Genomic DNA, 18,563 nt, shown 5'->3' on the forward strand with positions numbered 1-18,563 from the left:
CGTCGCCACGCCCGAGCCGCTGGACGACATGCCCGGCCAGTAGTCGGCGTTCCAGGGGTTGCGCGGCGGCGTCACCGACGGGTGATGGTCGGAGTACGCGCCCTCGGTGAGCTGCAGTTTGCCCAGCAACACCGCGCCCGCCTCGCGCAGGCGGCGCACCACGGTCGCGTCCCCGGCCGGCCGGAAATCCCGGTGGATCGCCATGCCCGCCGCCGTCGGCAGCCCCTTCGTCCAGCACAGGTCCTTCACCGCCACCGGGATGCCGTGCAGCGGGCCGCGATACCGGCCCGCGGCGATTTCCGCCTCGGCCTGCGCGGCCTGCGCCAGCGCGAGATCCGCCGTCACCAGCGCGTAGCTTCCGAGCCGGCGATCCATCGCGGCGATGCGCTCGAGCTGCGCCTGGGTCGCCTCCAGCGGCGAAACCTCGCGCGCGCCGATGCGTGCCGCCAGTTCGGTCAGTTCGAGGTAGTGCAGGTCGCCATCCATGCTCACCCTCTCCTGCCGGCGGAGGGCGGGCAATGCGCCGCCTTGCCGTGGCCGGGCATGTGCATCGGCATAGCTGAGTTGATCCGAATACGATTCGACAAGCGCATGCAACCGGTCCCGGCTTCTGTTCGAAGCGCATGATCGATGGGGCCGTGGCGATGCTCAAACCATATCTTTTGCACGTTTCGATTTAGTCTTGCTAAATGAAAAGAGAACCGCTTCCGCCGCTGAACGCACTACGCGCCTTCGAGGCGACCGCGCGCCATCTTTCGGTCAAGCAGGCGGCCGACGAGCTTTGCGTCACCCCGGGCGCGGTCAGCCAGTCGCTCAAGACGCTGGAACGGCACCTCGGCGTCCCGCTGTTCCGGCGCGCGAACCGCGGCATCTTCCTGACCGACGCCGGCCAGGATTACCTGCCGTCGATCCGCAACGCCTTCCGGCAGATCGCCGAAGCGACCCGGCGCATCGACCGCTCCGATGCCAGGGGCACGCTCACCGTCAGCGTCACGCCGCTGTTCGCCAACGCCTGGCTGGTGCCGCGCCTCGACGGATTCCGGGCGGCCCATCCGGACATCGACCTTCACCTGAAGGCCAGCCAGGCTTACGCCGACTTCGTGCGCGACGGCGTGGACGTCGCGGTCCGGCACGGGCTCGACCGCTATCCGGGCCTGTGCAGCCACCGCGTGCTGACGGTGGAGGTCGTGCCGGTCGCCACCCCGGCCCTGCTGGCGCGGCTCGGGACGCCGGGCTCGCCGGCCGAGCTTGCGCGCTGGCCATTGCTGCACGACGCCCAGCGAACCGGCTGGCATCACTGGTTCCAGGCGCAAGGCGTGAGCGACCCCAATGCGGCACGCGGCCCCGCGCTCGACGATTCGGGCCTGCTGCTGCAGGCGGTGCTTGCCGGCCAGGGCGCCGGCCTGCTGCCGCTGGCCCTGGTCGCCACCGAACTGGCGCAAGGGCGGCTGGTCAAGCTGGCCGACCCGCTATGGCTCGAACAACTGGCTTATTACCTGGTTTATCCGGAATCCAGCCGCGACCGCCCGAAGGTCGCCGCATTCCGCGCGTGGATGCTCGAAGCGGTGCGCGGCGACGCAGAGATCGGCCGGCCCTAGCGCGTTTGCGCAGCCGCCCCTATGCGGGGCTGTGGCGGGCTCATGGTCTTTGGCGCGCCGGCGGAAACTCGATCACCGCATCGTTCAACGGCAATTGCGCCTGGCGGCGTTCGGCGGGCGCGGGCCGCCACGCCTCGCCCTGGCCGAAGATCTGCGCCTCTGTCTCGCGCCCGCGCAGGTCGAAGCGGTCGAACACGTACGGCAGGCCCTCCGATCCCTCGAAGACGGCCGCATCGGAAACCTGGAAATGCAGATGCGGTGCGCTCGAATTGCCGGACTGGCCGAGGCGCCCCAGCAACTCGCCCCGCCGCAGCTCCTGGCCCGCCCGCACCTTCACGCTGCCGCGCTGCAGGTGCGCATAGCTGGCGAACATGCCGGGACCGATCTGCAGCACGACGTAGTTGCCGAACAGGCCACGGGCCGTCAGCGATGCCGGTTCGGGCTGCGGGCTGAGCGGCGGATGCTCCTGCTCGCCGTCGTGCGCATCCCGCACCACCCCGTCGGCGACGGCGAGCACCTCGGCGCCGTAGCCGATCCAGTCGGCATGGCGTGACTTGCCGATGTCCCTCACACCGGACCGCATCACTTGGCCGCGCGCATCCAGCCCCACCAGGTCCAGCGCGTAGCGTTGGGGAATGGTGACCTGGCCGTTCACCGCCACCAGGCTGCCCCAGTGGTGCGAATGCGCGTTGCCCGGGCCTTCGTGCGCCAGCCAGCGGCCGCCGCGCAACGGCGGGCCGAGCACCACCGGCGCCATGGCGCTTACCGGCACCGGCACGCCATCGAGCAGTTCGGTCTTGCCATGGGCCGCGGCGAAGGCGATCCGGTGCCGCAACCGCTTCGGCGCCGGCCGGCCGGCGGGCAAGGTCAGCCACACGTAGATCTCGATACGCTTGCCGGCCTCGACCGCGACCGGCGCACCCTGTGCCGGTGCCGGCCTGACCATGCCCGCCAGGTCCGCCGCGCCGAAACTGGCGAGCGGCGTGCCGGACGCATCGGCGAAGACCTGCAAGCCCTGCGGCCTCAACGTGCCGGTATCGCCGTAGATGTTCGTGACGTGCAGTTCGTACGCAAGATGGCCCAGGCCGTCGCTGCCGATGAAGGGGGCCGGCGCGAACGGCACCCGCGCCTCGACCGGCGCCAGCGCCTCCTGCGCGGCCGCGGCGGATATCCAGCCAAGCAGCAACAGCACCATCCCGCGCATCGCGCGGCCGCGAACCGGCATATCCGTCCCCTTGGCGATTGGCGCCACGCCGCCAGTGCCTGCCGCGGGGGACCGTCCCGCCGGCGCCGGCGCACCCGGCCTCTCTCGTGGCCGCGCCAGCATAACCTGCCGGCAGGCCACGCGCCGGCTACCCGGCGGGTCGCACGGATGCGGCGTCAGCCCGCCTGCGGCTTGCCCGCCACGATCATCCACGACACGCCGAAGCGGTCCGCCACCATGCCGAAGCTGGTCGCGAAGAAGGTCTCGGCCAGCGGCTGCTGCACCTGGCCGCCATCGGCCAGCGCGTCGAACAGTCGCTTCGCCTCGGCATCGTCGGCGGCCGCGATCGACAGCGAGATGCCCTTGAACTCCGGATTGCCGCCGGCGAAGCCGTCCGAGGCCAGCAACTGGGTCTGGCCGACCTGCAGGCAGGCGTGCATCACCTTGTCCGGCGGCGGCGGCTCGTCGCCGGCACAGCCTTCGGTGCCCTCCGGCCCATCGCTGTAGTGCATCAGCATGACCAGCTCGGCACTGAGCGCCTCGCGGTAGTAGGCGATCGCTTCTTCGCAGCGACCGTCGAAGAACAGGTAGGGCTGGATCTGCATGGCATGTCCTCGTCGATGAAGGTGGGGCATGGAACCCGGAAGCGGTTTCCATCCAGGCGACGAACGGCCGCGCGCGATTTCGACACGGCCGCCCGGCGGCACCGGCCACCGCGATTCCATCATCGGCGATACCGATGCCGTCCATCGCAACTTCCCGTTTCCGCTGCGCGCCGGCGCCGCCGAAGATGCGCCGTCCCCACCCACCACGGAGAGAACATGGCATCGACCCCGGACACCGCGCGCGAGCGCATCCTAATCGCCGGCGGCAGCTCGGGCATGGGGCTGGCGCTGGCCGGCCGGCTGCTGGAGCAAGGCGCCGAGGTGACCATCGTCGGCCGTTCCGAAGAACGGCTGGCCGCCGCGCAGCGCAGCCTGCCGCAGACCGGGCGGCTGCGCGCCCTGGCCGCCGACATCGCGCAGGAGGACCAGGTCGAGCGCCTGTTCGCGCAGAGCGGGCCGCTCGACCACATCGTCAGCACCGCCGCCGACATCGAGGGCGCCTACCAGTTGCTGCCCGCGCTGCCGCTGGCCGCGGTGCGCCGCGCGATCGACACCAAGCTGGTCGGGCCGCTGCTGCTGGCCAAGCACGGCGCGCCGGTGCTGTCGCCGCACGGCTCGATCACCTTCACCTCCGGCATTGCCGCCTACCGGCCCGCCCCGCGCGGCTCCGCGGTGGCCGCGGTCAACGGCGCGCTGGCTTCGCTGGCCTATGCGCTGGCGGTAGAGCTCGGCCCCATCCGCGTCAACGCGGTGTCGCCGGGCTGGGTGGATACGCCGATCTGGGATTTCGTCGCCGGCGAGGCCAAGGCGGCCACGCTGGAGGCGATGGCGCAGAGGCTGCCGGTGGGCCGCATCGGCCGGGCCGGGGACATCGCCGACGCGATCTGCTTCCTGATGCGCAACGGCTTCGTCACCGGCACGGTGCTGCACGTGGAAGGCGGGCATCGGCTGGCATAGCCTCGGCAAGGCCCGCCCGCGCCGCGTCGAGGAACAGCCGCAGCGGCGGCGGCGGCAAGCCCTGCCGCCGCCACAGCATCGTCACGGCCACGCTGCTCTCCGGACCCCGCCACGGCAACGCCGCGAAGCGGCCCTCGGCCGCCAGCTTCGGCAGCAAGGCGCAGCCCGCGCCGGCCTCCACCATCGCGCGCACCGCGGCCAGGCTGCCGAAGCTTCCCGCCAGCCGGGGCCGGCCGGCCGCCGCGGCGGGAAACGCCTCGTCGAACATGCGCCGATAGACGCAACCCGGCTCGGTCGCCAGGAAGGTTTCGCCCGCGAGATCGCCGGGCATCAGCGCGCGCCGCTTCGCCAGCCGGTGCCCCGCCGGCACGATCACCACCAGCGGTTCGCGCGCCACCACCTGCCGGCACAGCGCGGCATCGCCCGCCGCCTCGCCGAAGACGAAACCCACGTCCAGTTCGCCGGCGATCACCGCGGCGCGCAACGGCCCGCTGCCCGCGCTGCCGAGCTGCAACTCGACCGCCGGATACTCCCGGCCGAATGCCGCCAGCAGCGGCGGCAGGCGCGTGGCGCACAAGGTTTCCAGCCCGCCTATCGCAAGCCGCCCGGCCACCTGCCCCGCGGCATCGGCCACCGCCGCGCGCGCCTCGTCGGCCAGCGCCAGCAGGCGCTGCGCGTAGTCGAGCAGGCAGCGTCCCGCCGGCGTGGGCCGCAGGCCGCGCCGCGTGCGCTCGAACAAGGCCGCGCCCAAGTCCTCCTCCAGCGCCTGGATCTGCTCGGTCACGCTGGACTGGGCGAGATGGACGCGCTCGCCGGCCCGCGTGATGTTGCCGGTCGCGGCCACGGCGACGAAGGTCTTGAGGTGTCGGAACTGCATCGGGCTCCACCGGCGGCAGGCACGGACGCGCAGGCGCGCGGGCCGGCACATCATCGCCCGGATGCCGCCGCCGCGCGAGCCGGTCACGCTGCCCGGCGAGGGCACCGGCTTCGATCCCGCCGTGATCGTGCCCGGCCTGCGCGGCATCGCCGCCATGCCGCGCGCCAGGCGGTGCCGGCCTGCGCCACCCGAATCGACTGCCCGTGCGCGGACGACCTGGCCGCGCGCGCCTGGTTGCGCCGAAGCTGCTGCGCGCCCCTGCCCGCCCAAACCGATCCACCTGGCCTGGAATCCCGGCACCCCGCGGCATGCGCGCATCCAGTCCGTGCGCGACTTCCCGGTGGCAGCGATGCGGGATGCCGGCGCGACGCCGGCAACACGCCGCCGGCCAGCGTGACGGACGGCACAGGCCGCCCGCTGCCGCGCCGCGGGCTGCTACTGTTGCCCGATCCGCACCACCCATGGGGAACGACACCGATGCCGGCACGCCACGCCCGTCTGCGTCCGCTATGCCTGTTGCCGCTGGTCATGCTGCTCGCCGTTCCGTGCGGCGCGAACGCCGCCGCGCCCACGCCCGGGGACGCCCGCCTGCAGCGCGAAGCGCAGGCGGTGACGATCGTCCGCGACGACTGGGGCATCGCCCACGTGCACGGCAGGACCGACGCCGACGCGGTGTTCGGCATGGCCTACGCCCAGGCCGAGGACGACTTCAACCGCGTCGAGACGAACTACCTCAACGCGCTGGGCTGGCTGGCCCAGGCCGAGGGCGAGTCGGCGCTTTGGTCCGATCTGCGCCAGCGGCTGTTCGTCGATGCCGGCGAGCTGAAGCGGCTGTACGCGAAGAGCCCCGCCTGGCTGCGCCAGCTCATGGACGCCTGGGCCGACGGCCTCAACTACTACCTCGCCACGCATCCGGATACGCATCCGCGCGTCATCGCCCGCTTCGAGCCGTGGATGGCGCTGTCCTTCACCGAGGGCAGCATCGGCGGCGACATCGAGCGCGCCTCGCTGAAGCGGCTGCAGGCTTTCTACGGCAGGCCGGACGACCATGCGGCCTTCGCCGCGGAACCGTCGAGCTGGGCGGAACCGACCGGCTCCAACGGCATCGCCATCGCGCCGAAGCTCGCCGCCGACGGCCATGCGCTGCTGCTGATCAATCCGCACACCTCGTTCTTCTTCCGCAGCGAGCTGCAGATGTCCAGCGACGCCGGGCTGGACGCCTACGGCGCGGTGACCTGGGGCCAGTTCTTCGTCTACCAGGGCTTCAACCGGCACGTCGGCTGGATGCACACCTCCACCGGCGCCGACGCGGTGGACGAGTTCGCCGAGACGATCGTGCGCAAGGACGGCAAGCCCTACTACCGCTACGGCAAGGAACTGCGCCCGGTGACGGTGCGCGAGATCGCAGTGCCCTACCGCGCCGCGGACGGCTCGATGGCCGAGCGCCGCTTCACCGCCTACGCCACCCACCACGGCCCGGTCGTGCGCGAGGCGGACGGCAAGTGGATCGCGCTGGCACTGATGAACAAGCCGGTCGAGGCGCTGGAGCAGAGCTGGCTGCGCACCAAGGCCGGCGACTACGCCAGCTACATGAAGGTGGCCGAGCTCAAGGCCAACTCGTCCAACAACACGCTGTTCGCCGACGACAAGGGCGAGATCGCCTACCTGCACCCGCAGTTCATCCCGCGCCGCGACGACCGCTTCGACTATACGAAGCCGGTGGACGGCAGCGACCCGGCCACCGACTGGCGCGGCCTGCACGCGCTGGACGAACTGCCGCACGTGCTGAACCCGCCGAACGGCTGGGCGTTCAACACCAACGACTGGCCGTATTCCGCCGCCGGCCCGTACAGCCCGAAGCGCGAGAGCTACCCGCGCTACATGGACAGCGTGGGCGAGAACCCGCGCGGCATCCATGCCACCCGCGTGCTCACCGGGCGCCGGGACTTCACCCTGGCCTCGCTGATCGACGCCGCCTTCGACCCCTACCTACCGGCCTTCGCGCGCCAGTTGCCGGTGCTGCTCGCCGACTACGACGCGCTGCCCGCCGCCGATCCGCTGAAGAAGAAGCTGGCCGGCCCGGCCGCGCTGCTGCGCCACTGGGACTACCGCTGGGGCATCGCCTCGATGCCGACCACGCTGGCGGTGTTCTGGGGCGACACGCTGTGGGACGCGGTCGACAAGTCCGATACCGCCGAAGGCCTGTCGGTCTACGACATCATGGCCGAGAAGGCCGGTGCGCAAGCGCGACTGCGGGCTCTCGCCGAGGCGGCGGACCGGCTGGAGAAGGACTTCGGCAGTTGGGGCGTGCCGTGGGGCGAGGTCAATCGCTTCCAGCGCAACGACGGCGCCATCGTGCAGCATTTCGACGACGCCCGGCCCAGCATCCCGGTGCCCTTCACGTCATCGCGCTGGGGCTCGCTGGCCTCCTTCGGCGCGCACCGCTGGCCGGGCACGAAACGCTACTACGGCACCAGCGGCAACAGCTTCGTCGCCGTGGTGGAGTTCGGCCCCAAGGTGCGCGCACGCGCGATCACCGCCGGTGGCGAGAGCGGCCACCCGGAGTCGAGGCACTTCAACGACGAGGCCGAGCGCTACACCACCGGCAACCTGCGCCCGGTGTACTTCTGGCCGGAGCAGCTCGAAGGGCACGTCGAGCGGACGTACCACCCGGGATCGTGAGGTTTCCGCAGTCACCCGTCAGCGCGACCGGAACACCGCGATCCGGTCGGCCACCGGCGGCTCGCCTGCCTCCAGCCACGGCTCGCGCGCGATGACCGGCGTGCACGGGCCGTAGCTGCAGACGCGGATCGCGCGGCGCTCCGCCTGCCGCCGCAGCGCATCGAGCACGCTGCGCAGGATCGTTCCGGTGAACGGGGTATAGAGGTAGAATACCGTGCCCTCGGAAAGATCGGCCACGCGCGCATCCTGCTGCACGAACATGGCGCGCGTCAGGCCCAGGGCTTCGACGCAACGGCGCGCGCCGTCCACGTAGGCCGCCTCGTACTCGATCCCGACGCCGCGCGCCCCGGTGCAGGCGGCGACCAGCAGCGGCACCACGCCGAGCCCCGCCCCCAGATCGACCAGCACGTCGCCCTCGCCCAGCGCGAGGCGCTCGAGCAGGTCGAAGACGTGACGCGCCGGCGTGGGCTGGTAGAACACCATCTCCGCCGGCAGCTCGGCCACCTCCGCCTCGGGCAGCTCGAATGGCAGCACGCCGCTGACCAGCGCATCGAGGTAGTCGTAGCCATCGCCCTGCACGCGCCGCGCCGGCCCGGTCGCGCCGTGCGCCCAACGGCGCAGCACGTCCGCGCCGTTGCCCTGGCGTATTTCCTGGCGGATGGAGCGGTAAAGCGCCTCGTTGACCGCCTCCATCCCGGCACGTAGCGCCCTGCCGCGCGCATGCAGCGCCAACGTATCCGGCGATGCGTCGCCCTCGCCCGGCGGCAAGCCTTCGGGCATGTGCAATTCGAGGGCATCCAGCGCCTCGACGCGCTCGCGCAGCCGCGCCGGATCGCGCCAGGCATGCGTCCGTTCCAGCGTCTCGATCAGGTGGCGCAATCCGTGATGGGACATCCGTGCATGGCTCCGTCAGCTCGCCGCCACTTTACCTACATGTCGGCGGGAGCCACGGCAAGCCAGTGCCCCAGCCTTCGCGGAGACGCAGGGCCACGATACGCAGGCCCCTCGGGGCCTGTTCAAAGTCTCCCAGGCATCCCCCACGAAGCGTCATCCCGGCGGCTTTCAACGGCCGCACGGCCGGTCAAGCTGGAGGCGCTTTTCGACAGCCGAAGGGCTGGTCATCCAGTGCCTCCAGGTTTTGGGGAGGGGGGAAAGTCGCTGGATTCCTGCTTTCGCAGGAATGACGAGCGGGGAGCGCGAGGGGATTCCAGNAAGCGTCATCCCAGCGAAAGCTGGGATCTAGTGCCTCTAGGTTTGAGGAAGGGAAAGTCGCTGGATAATCAGCCCTTCGGCTGTCGAAAAGCGCCTCCTGCCTTCGCAGGAACGACGAGCGGGGAATGTGAGGGAATTCCAGTCGGACAGTGAGACTTTGAACAGGCTCTCAGCAAAGCGGCGTCCGGACCCACGGAAGATCCGGACGCCGCGTCGGGGTCAGCCAGGGCCCGGCCTCATGGCACAGGCCCCGGCAAGTTGCCCTTACTGCAGTTGCTCGAGCACCGGATCGCGCTCGATCTTGTACACCTTCACCGGCGCCATGCTCTTGCGCAGCTTCAGCTTGAGCGAGGTGGCCTTCTGGCAGGCGTTGCCGCCGTCGGCGAACACGCCGCCCTGGTTGCACTTCCAGTCATAGAAGTTGGCCAGCCCGCCGGCCAGTTGCAGGCTGTAGTCGGTGCTCAGCGCGGCCGCATCGAACGGCACGCCGGCCGGCTGGTTCTGGAACCAGCGCATCCATGCCGGCGACCCTACCGGCGGCACCTTGTCCGGCGCCTGGAAGGTCGGGTTCATCGGCGAGAGCTGCGGGCTCTCGGCGGTGAGGTGGCAGCTCATGCAGGAGCTGACCGGGTTGTCCACCGGGCCGTCCAGGCGGCCGTTCCAGCCCAGGTGGGTGGGCGGCAGTTCCGGCTTGGCGTTGATGGCGGTCTGCTTGAGGTCCGGGTTGATCTTGGTGACCGTCGGCTGCTTGTTGGTGTAGCTGTCGCCGGTGTCCTCCGGGTCGTTGCCCCACATCACGCCCACCGGCACCAGGTTGTCCCAGCCCGGCTTGCCGGTGAGCTGGCCGTTGTACTGGAAGGTGCCGAAGATCCAGCCGGTGCCGGGAACGCGCGAATCGCGCACCGCGAAGTCGAGCTGGATCAGCGCCACCTGCTTGATCGAGCGGTTCGCCGACTCGAAGGTGTCGGTGACGTAGCCCTGCCACAGCACCGGGTTGGCCAGGAACGGCACCTGCTTCAGGTCGATGTCGGCGAACAGCGCCTTGCACACCACGGTGCCATCGTGGAAGCTGTTCGGCTTGGAAGTGAACGCGGGATTGGGATCCTGCGGGTTCTTCCAGACCTGGCCGATGGTGTAGGCGCCGATGTCGTTGTAGATGCCCACCGCGTACGTCTGGCCGGTGGTCACCTGGGTCGGCGCGAGCTGCTTGACCTGGATCTCCGCTTCCTTGGTGAGGCCGTGGATGCCCTCGCGGCCGAGCGGGCCGTAGTGCTGCCATGGCATGTGGTACCAGTGGCGGATCGGGTTCTTCTGCACGTTCCAGTCGGTTTCCACGTTGCCTTCGAGGCAGTAGTGCTTCACCGAGTCGACATAGGTCCGCCAGGTCTCGAAGTCGTTGCTGAACGGCGAGGGCAACTGCTTGAAGAACGCCGGCGTGCCGGCCGGCAGCTTCTGCGGGTAGTTCTGGCTCAGGTGGAACAGCGGGCCGGTGTAGCTTGCCGGCGGCTGGTAGCCGAAATCCGGAAACGTCCCTGCGCTGGCCGCGCCCGCGGCCAGCCAAGTGGCGGCCGCCGCCACGAGGATCCTGCGTTGCTTTGCGTACATACCGATCAACCTCCTGTGTAAGTGGACTCACTTCCCAACAGGCGGGCATTGCGCCCGCATGCATTCGAGTCAGGCCTGCATCCGCGATGGCCAGTCATGATCGGCAGGACCGACGGCCGTCATCCCATATGGACGGCCGAAAGCGCGAAGGTCCAGGTTCCCCCTGATGGGCGAATGGTCCGCCACCTTGGGCGGAACTGCAATGGTCGATGACGGCCCGCGGCATTCCGCGGGCGATATGCGTCACATTATCGGGGCGCGTGCGGCTGCCTGGCGCCGGCAAGCCCGGGCGCCAGGCGGCCGCACGACGGCGGCGTCAGTCCCGGCCGGGAATCCGCAGGCCGCGCTGCACCGCCGGGCGGGCCAGGCCGCGCTCAAGCCAGGCGCCGACGTGCCGATAACCGTCGAATGCCACCAGCTCGCGCGCCTCGTAGAAGGTGACCAGGTTGTTCACCCAGCCCAGCGTGGCGATGTCGGCGATGGTGTAGTCGTCGCCCATGATCCACTCGCGGCCGTCCAGACGTCCGTCCAGCACCCCGAGCAGGCGCCTTGATTCGTCTACGTAGCGCTGCAGCGGGCGCTTGTCCTCGTAGCTCTTGCCGGCGAACTTGTTGAAGAAGCCCACCTGGCCGAACATCGGCCCGATCGACGCCATCTGGAAGAACACCCACTGGATCGTCTCCCAGCGCCGCGCCGCATCCGCCGGGACGAAGCGGCCGGTCTTGTCGGCCAGGTAGAGCAGGATCGCACCCGACTCGAACAGCCCGAGCGGCCCGCCGCCGGGACCGTGCGGGTCGATGATCGCGGGGATCTTGCCGTTCGGGTTCAGCGACAGGAACTCCGGCAGGTGGCTCTCGTCGCGCATGATGTCGACCAGATGCGCCTCGTACGGCAACCCCGTTTCCTCCAGCATGATCGACGCCTTCACCCCGTTGGGCGTGTTGAGCGAGTACAACTGGATGCGGTCGGGATGCTGCGCCGGCCAGCGGCGGGTGATCGGGAAGTCGGACAAGGTGGGCATGGTGGCTCCGGCTGGCAGGAGATGGCGGAAGGTTGGGCGGGCACGGGCCTGTCGCGTCAGGCCCGGCCGGCATCGCGCTCACGATAGCGCCTCCAGCCGTCCGTCGGCCAACGACAGCCGGCGGGTCAGGCCGATGCGGCCGAGGAAGGCGTCGTCGTGGCTCACCACGACCAGCGCGCCCTCGTAGGCACGCAGGGCGCCTTCCAGTTCGTCGATGGTGGCCAGGTCGAGGTTGTTGGTCGGTTCGTCCAGCAGCAGCAACTGCGGCGCGGGCGCGGCATGCAGCACGCAGGCGAGCGATGCGCGCAGCCGCTCGCCGCCGGACAGGCCACGCACCGGCAGGTGCATGCGCTCGCCGCGGAACAGCCAGCGCGCCAGCAGGCCGGCGCGTTCGGTCTGCGGCAGGTCCGGGGCGAATGCGGCGAAGTTGCCGGCCACCGTACCGTCTTCATCGAGCAGGTCCAGGCGCTGCGAGAGATAGGCCACGCGCCCCGCCCCATGCCGGATGGCACCCGCCTGCGGCTGCAGGTCACCGCCGATCATGCGCAGCAGGGTCGACTTGCCTGCGCCGTTCGGGCCGGCGAGCGCGATCCGTTCGGGGCCGCGGATCTCCAGGTCGATGCCCGGCGCGGCGAACAGCGGCCGGCCGCCGCGCACCACCTGCAACCGGCGGCCGGAAAAGAGCAGCCGCCCCGTCGGCACCCGGGTCGCCGGCAAGTCCAGGTCCAGCTCCGGCGCCTCGCGCAGCAGCCGGCTCGCTTCGTCCAGCCGCTGCCGCGCCTCGTCCACCCGCGCGGAGTGGACGTCGCTGGACTTGCCGGCCGACACCTGCGCGCCGCGCTTGCGATTGCCCGCGACGATCCGCGGCAGCCCCGCGCTCGGCAGATGGCGGCCGGCATGGCTCGCGCGGCGCTCGGCCCGTTCGCGCGCCGCCTGCTGCTGCCGCTGCTCGCGCTTCACCTGCTGGCGAAGCTGGCGCACGTCCTGCCCGGCCGCCTCCTGCTCGATGCGGACGGCGTCCTGGTAGAAGGCGAAGCCGCCGCCGTAGAGGCGAAGCCCGGACCCGCCCAGTTCGCCGATCTGCTCCATCCGTTCCAGCAGTTCGCGGTCGTGGCTCGCCACGACCAGGCACCCGTCCCAGTCCTCGATCCACCGGTACAGATACTGACGCGCGCGGCGATCGAGGTTGTTCGACGGTTCGTCCAGCAGCAGCACGTCCGGCCGCTTCAGCCATTGCGCGGCCAGTCCCAGCGCCATGGCCTCGCCGCCGCTGAAGCTGTCCATGCGCCGGTGCAGCGCGACATCCGCCAGCCCCAGGCGTGCCAGGCCTGCGCAGGCACGCTCAGCGATATCCCAGTCGTCGCCCACGGCCTCGAACAGCGCCGCGTCCGTGCCGCCCGCGGCGATGGCGTCCAGCGCCTCCAGCTTCGCGGCAATGCCCAGCACCTCGGCGACGCTCGCTCCGCTTGCCAGGGGAAGATGCTGCGGCAGGTAGGCCACCGTGCCGCTCGTCTCGACCACGCCGGCCGTCGGCCGGAGCCGGCCGGCCAGCAGTTGCATCAGGGTGCTTTTTCCCGCGCCGTTGGGAGCGACCAGCCCCGTGCGCCGCGACCCGAGCGCGAACGACAGCCGATCGAAGACCGGACTACCGTCCGGCCAGGAAAAACAAAGCTGCGAGGCGCGTACGAGCGCGTCGGCCATGAGCGATTCTCCGTCGATGCCGGCGGAGCGCGACGCTCCGCGGCGTTCTGACCGGACCTCCCCACGTGGCGGCCGCGATGGCGCGGCGACGTGCGGTGGTCAGCGATGGGAACCGGGTTTTCTCACATGGCCGTGGGTATCTCCGTGGATGCCGTACATTCTAGCCCAAGCCCTCCCGATCGGCTCGTCCGCGCCGGTCCGTTCGTGCCGGTCCGTTCGTGCCGGTCCGTTCGCGCCGGTCCGTTCGCGCCGGTCCGTTCGCGTGCCTCCGCGGGAGCGCTCGACAAACGCCCCGGCCGCCCCCATCTTCGATGCAGGCCACTCTTCCGGAGGTTTTCCATGACCGCTTCCACCGAACGCGCGATCCTCGCCGGCGGCTGCTTCTGGGGCATGCAGGAGCTGATCCGCCAGCAGCCGGGCGTGCTGTCCACCCGCGTGGGCTACTCCGGCGGCGACGTGCCCCACGCCACCTACCGCAACCACGGCACGCACGCCGAGGCGGTGGAGATCGTGTTCGATCCGCAGGTCATCGGCTACCGGACGCTGCTGGAGTTCTTCTTCCAGATCCACGACCCGAGCACGCCGGACCGCCAGGGCAACGACCGCGGCAGCAGCTACCGCTCGGCGATCTTCTACACCAGCGAGGCGCAGCGCCAGGTGGCCGAGGACACCCTCGCCGACGTGGACGCCTCCGGCCTGTGGCCGGGCAAGGCGGTGACCGAACTGGCCCCGGCGGGCGATTTCTGGGAGGCCGAGCCCGAGCACCAGGATTACCTGCAGCACTATCCCGACGGCTACACCTGCCATTTCGTGCGGCCGGGCTGGAAGTTGCCGCACCGCGGCCAGGAAGGGGCCGAATGACTTGCTCGTCGACATTCCAGCCCTCGATCGCTACGACACCATGCCCGCACATCGGACCACGCCGATATTCCAGCGAAAGCCGCCGTCCGGTGGCCGCGAAGTCCGGTGGCCTGGAAGTCGCTGGATCCCGGCTTTCGCTGGGATGACGGATTCGAGGCGAGGTCAGACCTCGCCGTCATTCCCTCACTCCCATTCCCTCACTTACTTCCTTTTCCTCACTCCCCTTCCTTCGCTCTCATTGCCTCGTCGCCACTCTTTCGCCGCCACTCCCTCACCGTCATTCCAGCGAAAGCTGGAATCCAGTGCCTCCGGAGTTCGGTAGCCCTGAAATCGCCGGACAACCACCTCTCCAACGATTGAAAAGCCTCTCGCATCGAGATAACAGGCAACATCGGATCGTCCCTGAAACCCGAACGCCCCCTTGTCTCCACTCAACCCCCACGCCACCGATGACCCCACTGCAGCAATTCGTCGAAACGCACCCGCGCCTGTTCGTGCTGACCGGCGCCGGCTGCAGCACCGACTCCGGCATCCCGGACTACCGCGACCGCGACGGCCGGTGGAAGCGCGCGCAACCGGTGAACTACGCCGCATTCATGCGCGAGCCCGCCACGCGCCAGCGCTACTGGGCGCGCAGCATGGTCGGCTGGCGGCGCTTCGGCAGCGCGCGCCCCAACGCGGCGCACCACGCGCTGGTCCAGTTGGAGCGGCGCGGTCAGGTCGAACTGCTGGTGACGCAGAACGTGGATCGCCTGCACCAGCGCGCCGGCAGCGATAAGGTGATCGACCTGCACGGCCGCCTCGACGAAGTGCGCTGCATGGGCTGCGACTGGCGGCTGCCGCGCTCCGCGTTCCAGCACCTGCTGCTCGCATCCAATCCCGGCTGGGCCCACCTCGACGCCGCCGACGCGCCGGACGGCGACGCCGACCTGGAAGGCCAGGACTTCGCCCGGTTCGACGTGCCGCCCTGCCCGCGCTGCGGCGGCATCGTGAAGCCCGACGTGGTGTTCTTCGGCGAAGGCGTGCCGCGCGAACGGGTGGAGGCGGCCACGCGCGCCTGGCAGGATGCCGACGCGGTGCTGGTGGTCGGCTCCTCGCTGATGGTCTATTCCGGCTACCGCTTCGTCGCCGCCGCCGCGGGCGCCGGCAAGCCGGTGGCCGCGGTGACGCTGGGCCATACCCGCGCCGATCCGCTGCTCACGCTGAAGGTGGACGCGCCTTGCGGCGAGGCGCTGGCTTTCCTGCACGAACAACCGCAACCGGCCATGGGCTGAAGTTGGCGCGCTCCTGCCGCGATAGCTGCAGGAAAGCGCCGAGGGCGCGTACGACCCATATCCGACGAAAACCCCCGCGATCTACTTTTGCCGATCGTACGGATGCTGCCCAGATGCGCGTCACCGGCGCACAGCAATCCGAACTCTCGGCTCCATGGTCACCGTCCGTGTTCCCCGCAAGAGTGCACTCACCTCTCATAGCCTGTTCACAGTCTCCCTGTTGGACTGGAAATCCCTCACGCTCCCCGCTCATCATTCCTGCGAAAGCAGGAGGCGCTTTTCAACAGCCGAAGGGCTGGTCATCCAGCGACTTTCCCTTTCCCCCAAAACCTAGAGGCACTGGATCCCAGCTTGACCGGCCCTGCGGCCGTTGAAAGCCGCTGGAATGACGCTTCGCAGGGAATACCTGGGAAACTTTGAACAGGCCCTCAGAACCGGATCGTGTCGCTCGACGACAGGCGTATGCGGTGCGTGGGATGGACTACGTTGGGAAGCAGCGCATTGTGGTGCGCGATGATCTGCGCCGCACTCATGTCCGAATCGCTCGTGCTGTGGCAGTCGCCCACCAGCATCACGTCGAAGCCTTGGCTGAGAGCCGAACGTGCCGTGGTGTCGACGCAGCATTCGGTCTGCATGCCGGTAACGGCGAGGGTGCCGACACCCTTCTCCGCCAGGATCGACCGCAGGGGAGTCTCGTAGAAGGCATCGGACGCCGTCTTCTCGACGATGGCGTCCCCACTGGCCGGCGCGATGTCCGGATGGATCTTCCAGCCCGGCGTGCCTCGCTTCAGCTCGGCCCACGTCGCATGGTCGTGCTGCACGTAGACGACCGGCACCTGCGCGGCGCGCGCCTTCGCGATCAGCGCGACGTGCCGCGCGAGCATGTCATCGGCAAGGTAAGCGCCTTCCACCAGGGCCGCCTGCATGTCGATGACGACCAAGGCCAGCCCGCCGCGCGCCTGTGCCCGGGCGGGCTGCATTCCCGCCGGACGGGCTCAGGGCACGGCCCGGCTACGGGCCGCCGTCGCCAGCGTGGCCGCTCCGGCCGAAAGCATGAATTCGCGCCGTCCCATGGGCATCGCCGCATGAATGCCGCACTTTCGCACGATTCTTCATCGCGCGCCGCTTTTCCGGCGCCGCCAATCCGGGAGGAGTTGTCGATTTACCGCGCGCTCGTCCGTCGCCTTGATGGAGGCGCCTTTCCGGCGCCTTCTCCCATGCGACCCTCAGGAGAACGGCATGTCCTACATCGACGGTTTCGTCATAGCGGTGCCCACGGCCAACAAGCAGGCGTTCATCGACCACGCACGCGCCGCCGACGCGGTCTTCACCGAGAACGGCGCCCTCCGCGTCCTGGAATGCTGGGGCGACGACGTGCCCGACGGCACGCTCACCGACTTCCGCCGCGCCGTCCAGGCCACGGCCGACGAGGCGGTGGTGTTCTCGTGGATCGAATGGCCCGACAAGGCAACGCGCGACGCCGGCATGGCGAAGGCGATGAAGGACCCGCGCCTGGACATGCAGAACCATCCCGCGCCGTTCGACGGCAAGCGGATGATCTTCGGCGGCTTCGTGCCGGTGGTGTCGCTGCCGTAGCCGGCGCGGCGTCGGCCGCCGGGATGCATGCAGCACAGCATCCCGGCGGCTGCATGCCCGGACACCAGCGCCGGCCGGTCGCTATCCGGCCGGCTCGCGCACGATCCATGACAGACAGGGGAGCGTGTCGCACTCGACCACCCCTGCACGTTGCAGCCGTTCGGCGGCGCCCGCCATGCTAGAGCGACGCCGCGATCCGCCCCACCTCTGCCAGCACCGCGTTGCGCGCGGCATCGTCGGCAGGCGAATCGGCGTAGTACGCGGCGACCAGCAGCGGCTTGCGGCCCGGCGGAACGAGGATCGCCACATCGTTGCTCTCGCCCTTCGGGCCGCTGCCGGTCTTGTCGCCCACCGTCCAGCCGGGCGGCACGCCGGCGCGCAGCTTCTCGAAACCGGTGGTGCAGGCACGCAGCCACGCCAGCAGCCGTTCGCGCGAGGCATCGGCCAGCGCGTGGCTCAGCAGCAGCTTCTGCATCGTGGCGAGCATGGCGTCCGGCGTGGTGGTGTCGCGCAGGTCGCCCGGACTGCCTACGTTGAGCATGGGCTCGTTGCGGTCGAGCCGGGTGACCCCGTCGCCCAGGCGGCGGGCGAGCGCCGTCACCGCGGCGGGGCCGCCCATGCTGGCCAGCAGCAGGTTGGCCGCCGTGTTGTCGCTCAGGGTGATCGCGGCCGCGCAAAGCTCCTCCACGCTCATGCCGGGCGCGCCGACGTGCCGGCGGGCGACCGGCGCGTAGGACAGCAGGACGTCCTTGCCGAACACGATGCGCCGGTCCATCCTCTCCTCGCCGTGGTCCACCCGCATCAGCACCGCCGCCACCGCCAGCAGCTTGAACGTGCTGCACATCAGGAAGCGTTCGCCGCCGCGATGCGAGGCACGCCGCCCATTGCCGGTGTCCAGGATGGAAACGCCCAGCCGCCCGCCGTGCCTGCGCTCCAGCGCGGCCAGCCTGGCGGCTGCCCCATCGGCCCCGGCCGCCAGGGCGAGCGTGGGGCGCAGGACGAGCGCCGAGGCGCCGAGCAAGGCGCCTTTCAACAGGTTGCGACGGTTCATGCAACGATCTCCATGGAAAGCGTGCCGGATACGGACACGGACTGCGCGACCTTAGCCGGCGCCGCGGCCTTTTCGCCGCCACCTTCATGGCGGCGACGGGACAGCGGGAATCGCCGCCGCCTCCCGCCCGCGCCGCGCCACGTCACGCCCTACGGCATGACGACGTATCCGTCGGTAAAGGCCACGTAGATGGAACCCCAGACGAAACCGAGGATCAAGAGCGCGGCGACGATCCGCCACGCGATGCGTCCGTATGGCACGCGTAGCCTTCCCCTCACGCGACGTCATTTGAAAGGAGAACATCTGGCAGTCTTGGCTG

At 70.1% G+C, this 18,563-nt stretch carries 16 protein-coding genes; 7 read left to right on the forward strand and 9 right to left on the reverse strand.

The window, feature by feature from the left end:
- Positions 1–689: 689 nt before the first annotated feature.
- Positions 690–1,598 carry a transcriptional regulator GcvA gene (gcvA, locus tag ASG87_RS09590; protein ID WP_056004337.1) on the forward strand — a complete coding sequence of 303 codons (909 nt, stop codon included), beginning with the start codon at positions 690–692 and terminating at the stop codon, positions 1,596–1,598.
- A gap of 40 nt (positions 1,599–1,638) precedes the next feature.
- On the opposite strand, the gene ASG87_RS09595 is transcribed toward gcvA, so the two are convergent.
- Complete coding sequence (locus ASG87_RS09595) at positions 1,639–2,823, reverse strand: M23 family metallopeptidase (RefSeq protein WP_056004340.1); 1,185 nt, start codon at positions 2,821–2,823, stop codon at positions 1,639–1,641.
- A 155-nt stretch (positions 2,824–2,978) separates the two neighbouring features.
- A complete protein-coding gene (locus ASG87_RS09600) occupies positions 2,979–3,407 on the reverse strand; it encodes a VOC family protein (RefSeq protein ID WP_056004343.1) in 429 nt (142 codons plus the stop codon).
- 216 nt (positions 3,408–3,623) lie between these two features.
- On the opposite strand from ASG87_RS09600, the gene ASG87_RS09605 reads away from it, so the two are divergent.
- Positions 3,624–4,364 (forward strand): SDR family oxidoreductase, encoded by a 741-nt coding sequence (locus ASG87_RS09605; RefSeq protein ID WP_056004346.1) that lies wholly within the window; start codon positions 3,624–3,626, stop codon positions 4,362–4,364.
- Here the strand turns inward: ASG87_RS09605 and ASG87_RS09610 are convergent.
- Entirely contained in the window at positions 4,318–5,241 is a 924-nt protein-coding gene (locus ASG87_RS09610) for a LysR family transcriptional regulator (RefSeq protein ID WP_082582874.1), read from the reverse strand. The two genes, ASG87_RS09605 and ASG87_RS09610, sit on opposite strands and share 47 nt — an antisense overlap.
- Before the next feature lie 61 nt (positions 5,242–5,302).
- Here ASG87_RS09610 and ASG87_RS20005 point away from each other — a divergent pair, with 61 nt between their 5' ends.
- Both ASG87_RS20005 and ASG87_RS09615 read left to right on the forward strand, forming a co-directional pair.
- Complete coding sequence (locus ASG87_RS20005; RefSeq protein ID WP_157510994.1) at positions 5,303–5,638, forward strand: hypothetical protein; 336 nt, start codon at positions 5,303–5,305, stop codon at positions 5,636–5,638.
- Positions 5,639–5,769: 131 nt separating this feature from the next.
- The gene (locus ASG87_RS09615) at positions 5,770–7,923 is read left to right on the forward strand and encodes a penicillin acylase family protein (RefSeq protein WP_235499612.1); all 2,154 of its coding nucleotides are present in this window, start codon (positions 5,770–5,772) and stop codon (positions 7,921–7,923) included.
- Positions 7,924–7,941: 18 nt separating this feature from the next.
- Here ASG87_RS09615 and ASG87_RS09620 read toward each other — a convergent pair whose 3' ends face one another.
- From ASG87_RS09620 to ASG87_RS09635, 4 genes are all read right to left on the reverse strand, one after another.
- Positions 7,942–8,817, reverse strand: coding sequence for a hypothetical protein (locus tag ASG87_RS09620; RefSeq protein ID WP_157510995.1), 876 nt, complete (start codon positions 8,815–8,817; stop codon positions 7,942–7,944).
- 582 nt (positions 8,818–9,399) lie between these two features.
- Complete coding sequence (locus ASG87_RS09625; RefSeq protein ID WP_056004356.1) at positions 9,400–10,740, reverse strand: hypothetical protein; 1,341 nt, start codon at positions 10,738–10,740, stop codon at positions 9,400–9,402.
- 316 nt (positions 10,741–11,056) lie between these two features.
- Complete coding sequence (locus tag ASG87_RS09630; RefSeq protein ID WP_056004359.1) at positions 11,057–11,761, reverse strand: glutathione S-transferase N-terminal domain-containing protein; 705 nt, start codon at positions 11,759–11,761, stop codon at positions 11,057–11,059.
- Between the two features lie 78 nt (positions 11,762–11,839).
- On the reverse strand, positions 11,840–13,462 hold the full coding sequence (locus ASG87_RS09635; protein ID WP_056004361.1) for an ABC-F family ATP-binding cassette domain-containing protein: 1,623 nt from the start codon (positions 13,460–13,462) through the stop codon (positions 11,840–11,842).
- A 339-nt stretch (positions 13,463–13,801) separates the two neighbouring features.
- Between ASG87_RS09635 and msrA the strand changes: the two genes are divergently transcribed.
- Positions 13,802–14,323: a peptide-methionine (S)-S-oxide reductase MsrA gene (gene msrA, locus ASG87_RS09640; protein WP_056004364.1), complete on the forward strand. Its 522-nt coding sequence runs from the start codon at positions 13,802–13,804 to the stop codon at positions 14,321–14,323.
- A 449-nt stretch (positions 14,324–14,772) separates the two neighbouring features.
- Positions 14,773–15,597: an NAD-dependent protein deacetylase gene (locus ASG87_RS09645; protein ID WP_056004367.1), complete on the forward strand. Its 825-nt coding sequence runs from the start codon at positions 14,773–14,775 to the stop codon at positions 15,595–15,597.
- A 428-nt stretch (positions 15,598–16,025) separates the two neighbouring features.
- On the opposite strand, the gene ASG87_RS09650 is transcribed toward ASG87_RS09645, so the two are convergent.
- Positions 16,026–16,538 (reverse strand): cysteine hydrolase family protein, encoded by a 513-nt coding sequence (locus ASG87_RS09650; RefSeq protein ID WP_200949046.1) that lies wholly within the window; start codon positions 16,536–16,538, stop codon positions 16,026–16,028.
- A 298-nt stretch (positions 16,539–16,836) separates the two neighbouring features.
- On the opposite strand from ASG87_RS09650, the gene ASG87_RS09655 reads away from it, so the two are divergent.
- Positions 16,837–17,193, forward strand: coding sequence for a DUF1428 domain-containing protein (locus ASG87_RS09655; RefSeq protein ID WP_056004373.1), 357 nt, complete (start codon positions 16,837–16,839; stop codon positions 17,191–17,193).
- Between the two features lie 178 nt (positions 17,194–17,371).
- Here the strand turns inward: ASG87_RS09655 and bla are convergent, their stop codons facing one another.
- A complete protein-coding gene (bla, locus tag ASG87_RS09660) occupies positions 17,372–18,244 on the reverse strand; it encodes a class A beta-lactamase (RefSeq protein ID WP_056004376.1) in 873 nt (290 codons plus the stop codon).
- Positions 18,245–18,563: the final 319 nt, after the last annotated feature.

The organism is Frateuria sp. Soil773, from assembly GCF_001428405.1.
GTDB lineage: Bacteria > Pseudomonadota > Gammaproteobacteria > Xanthomonadales > Rhodanobacteraceae > LMSL01.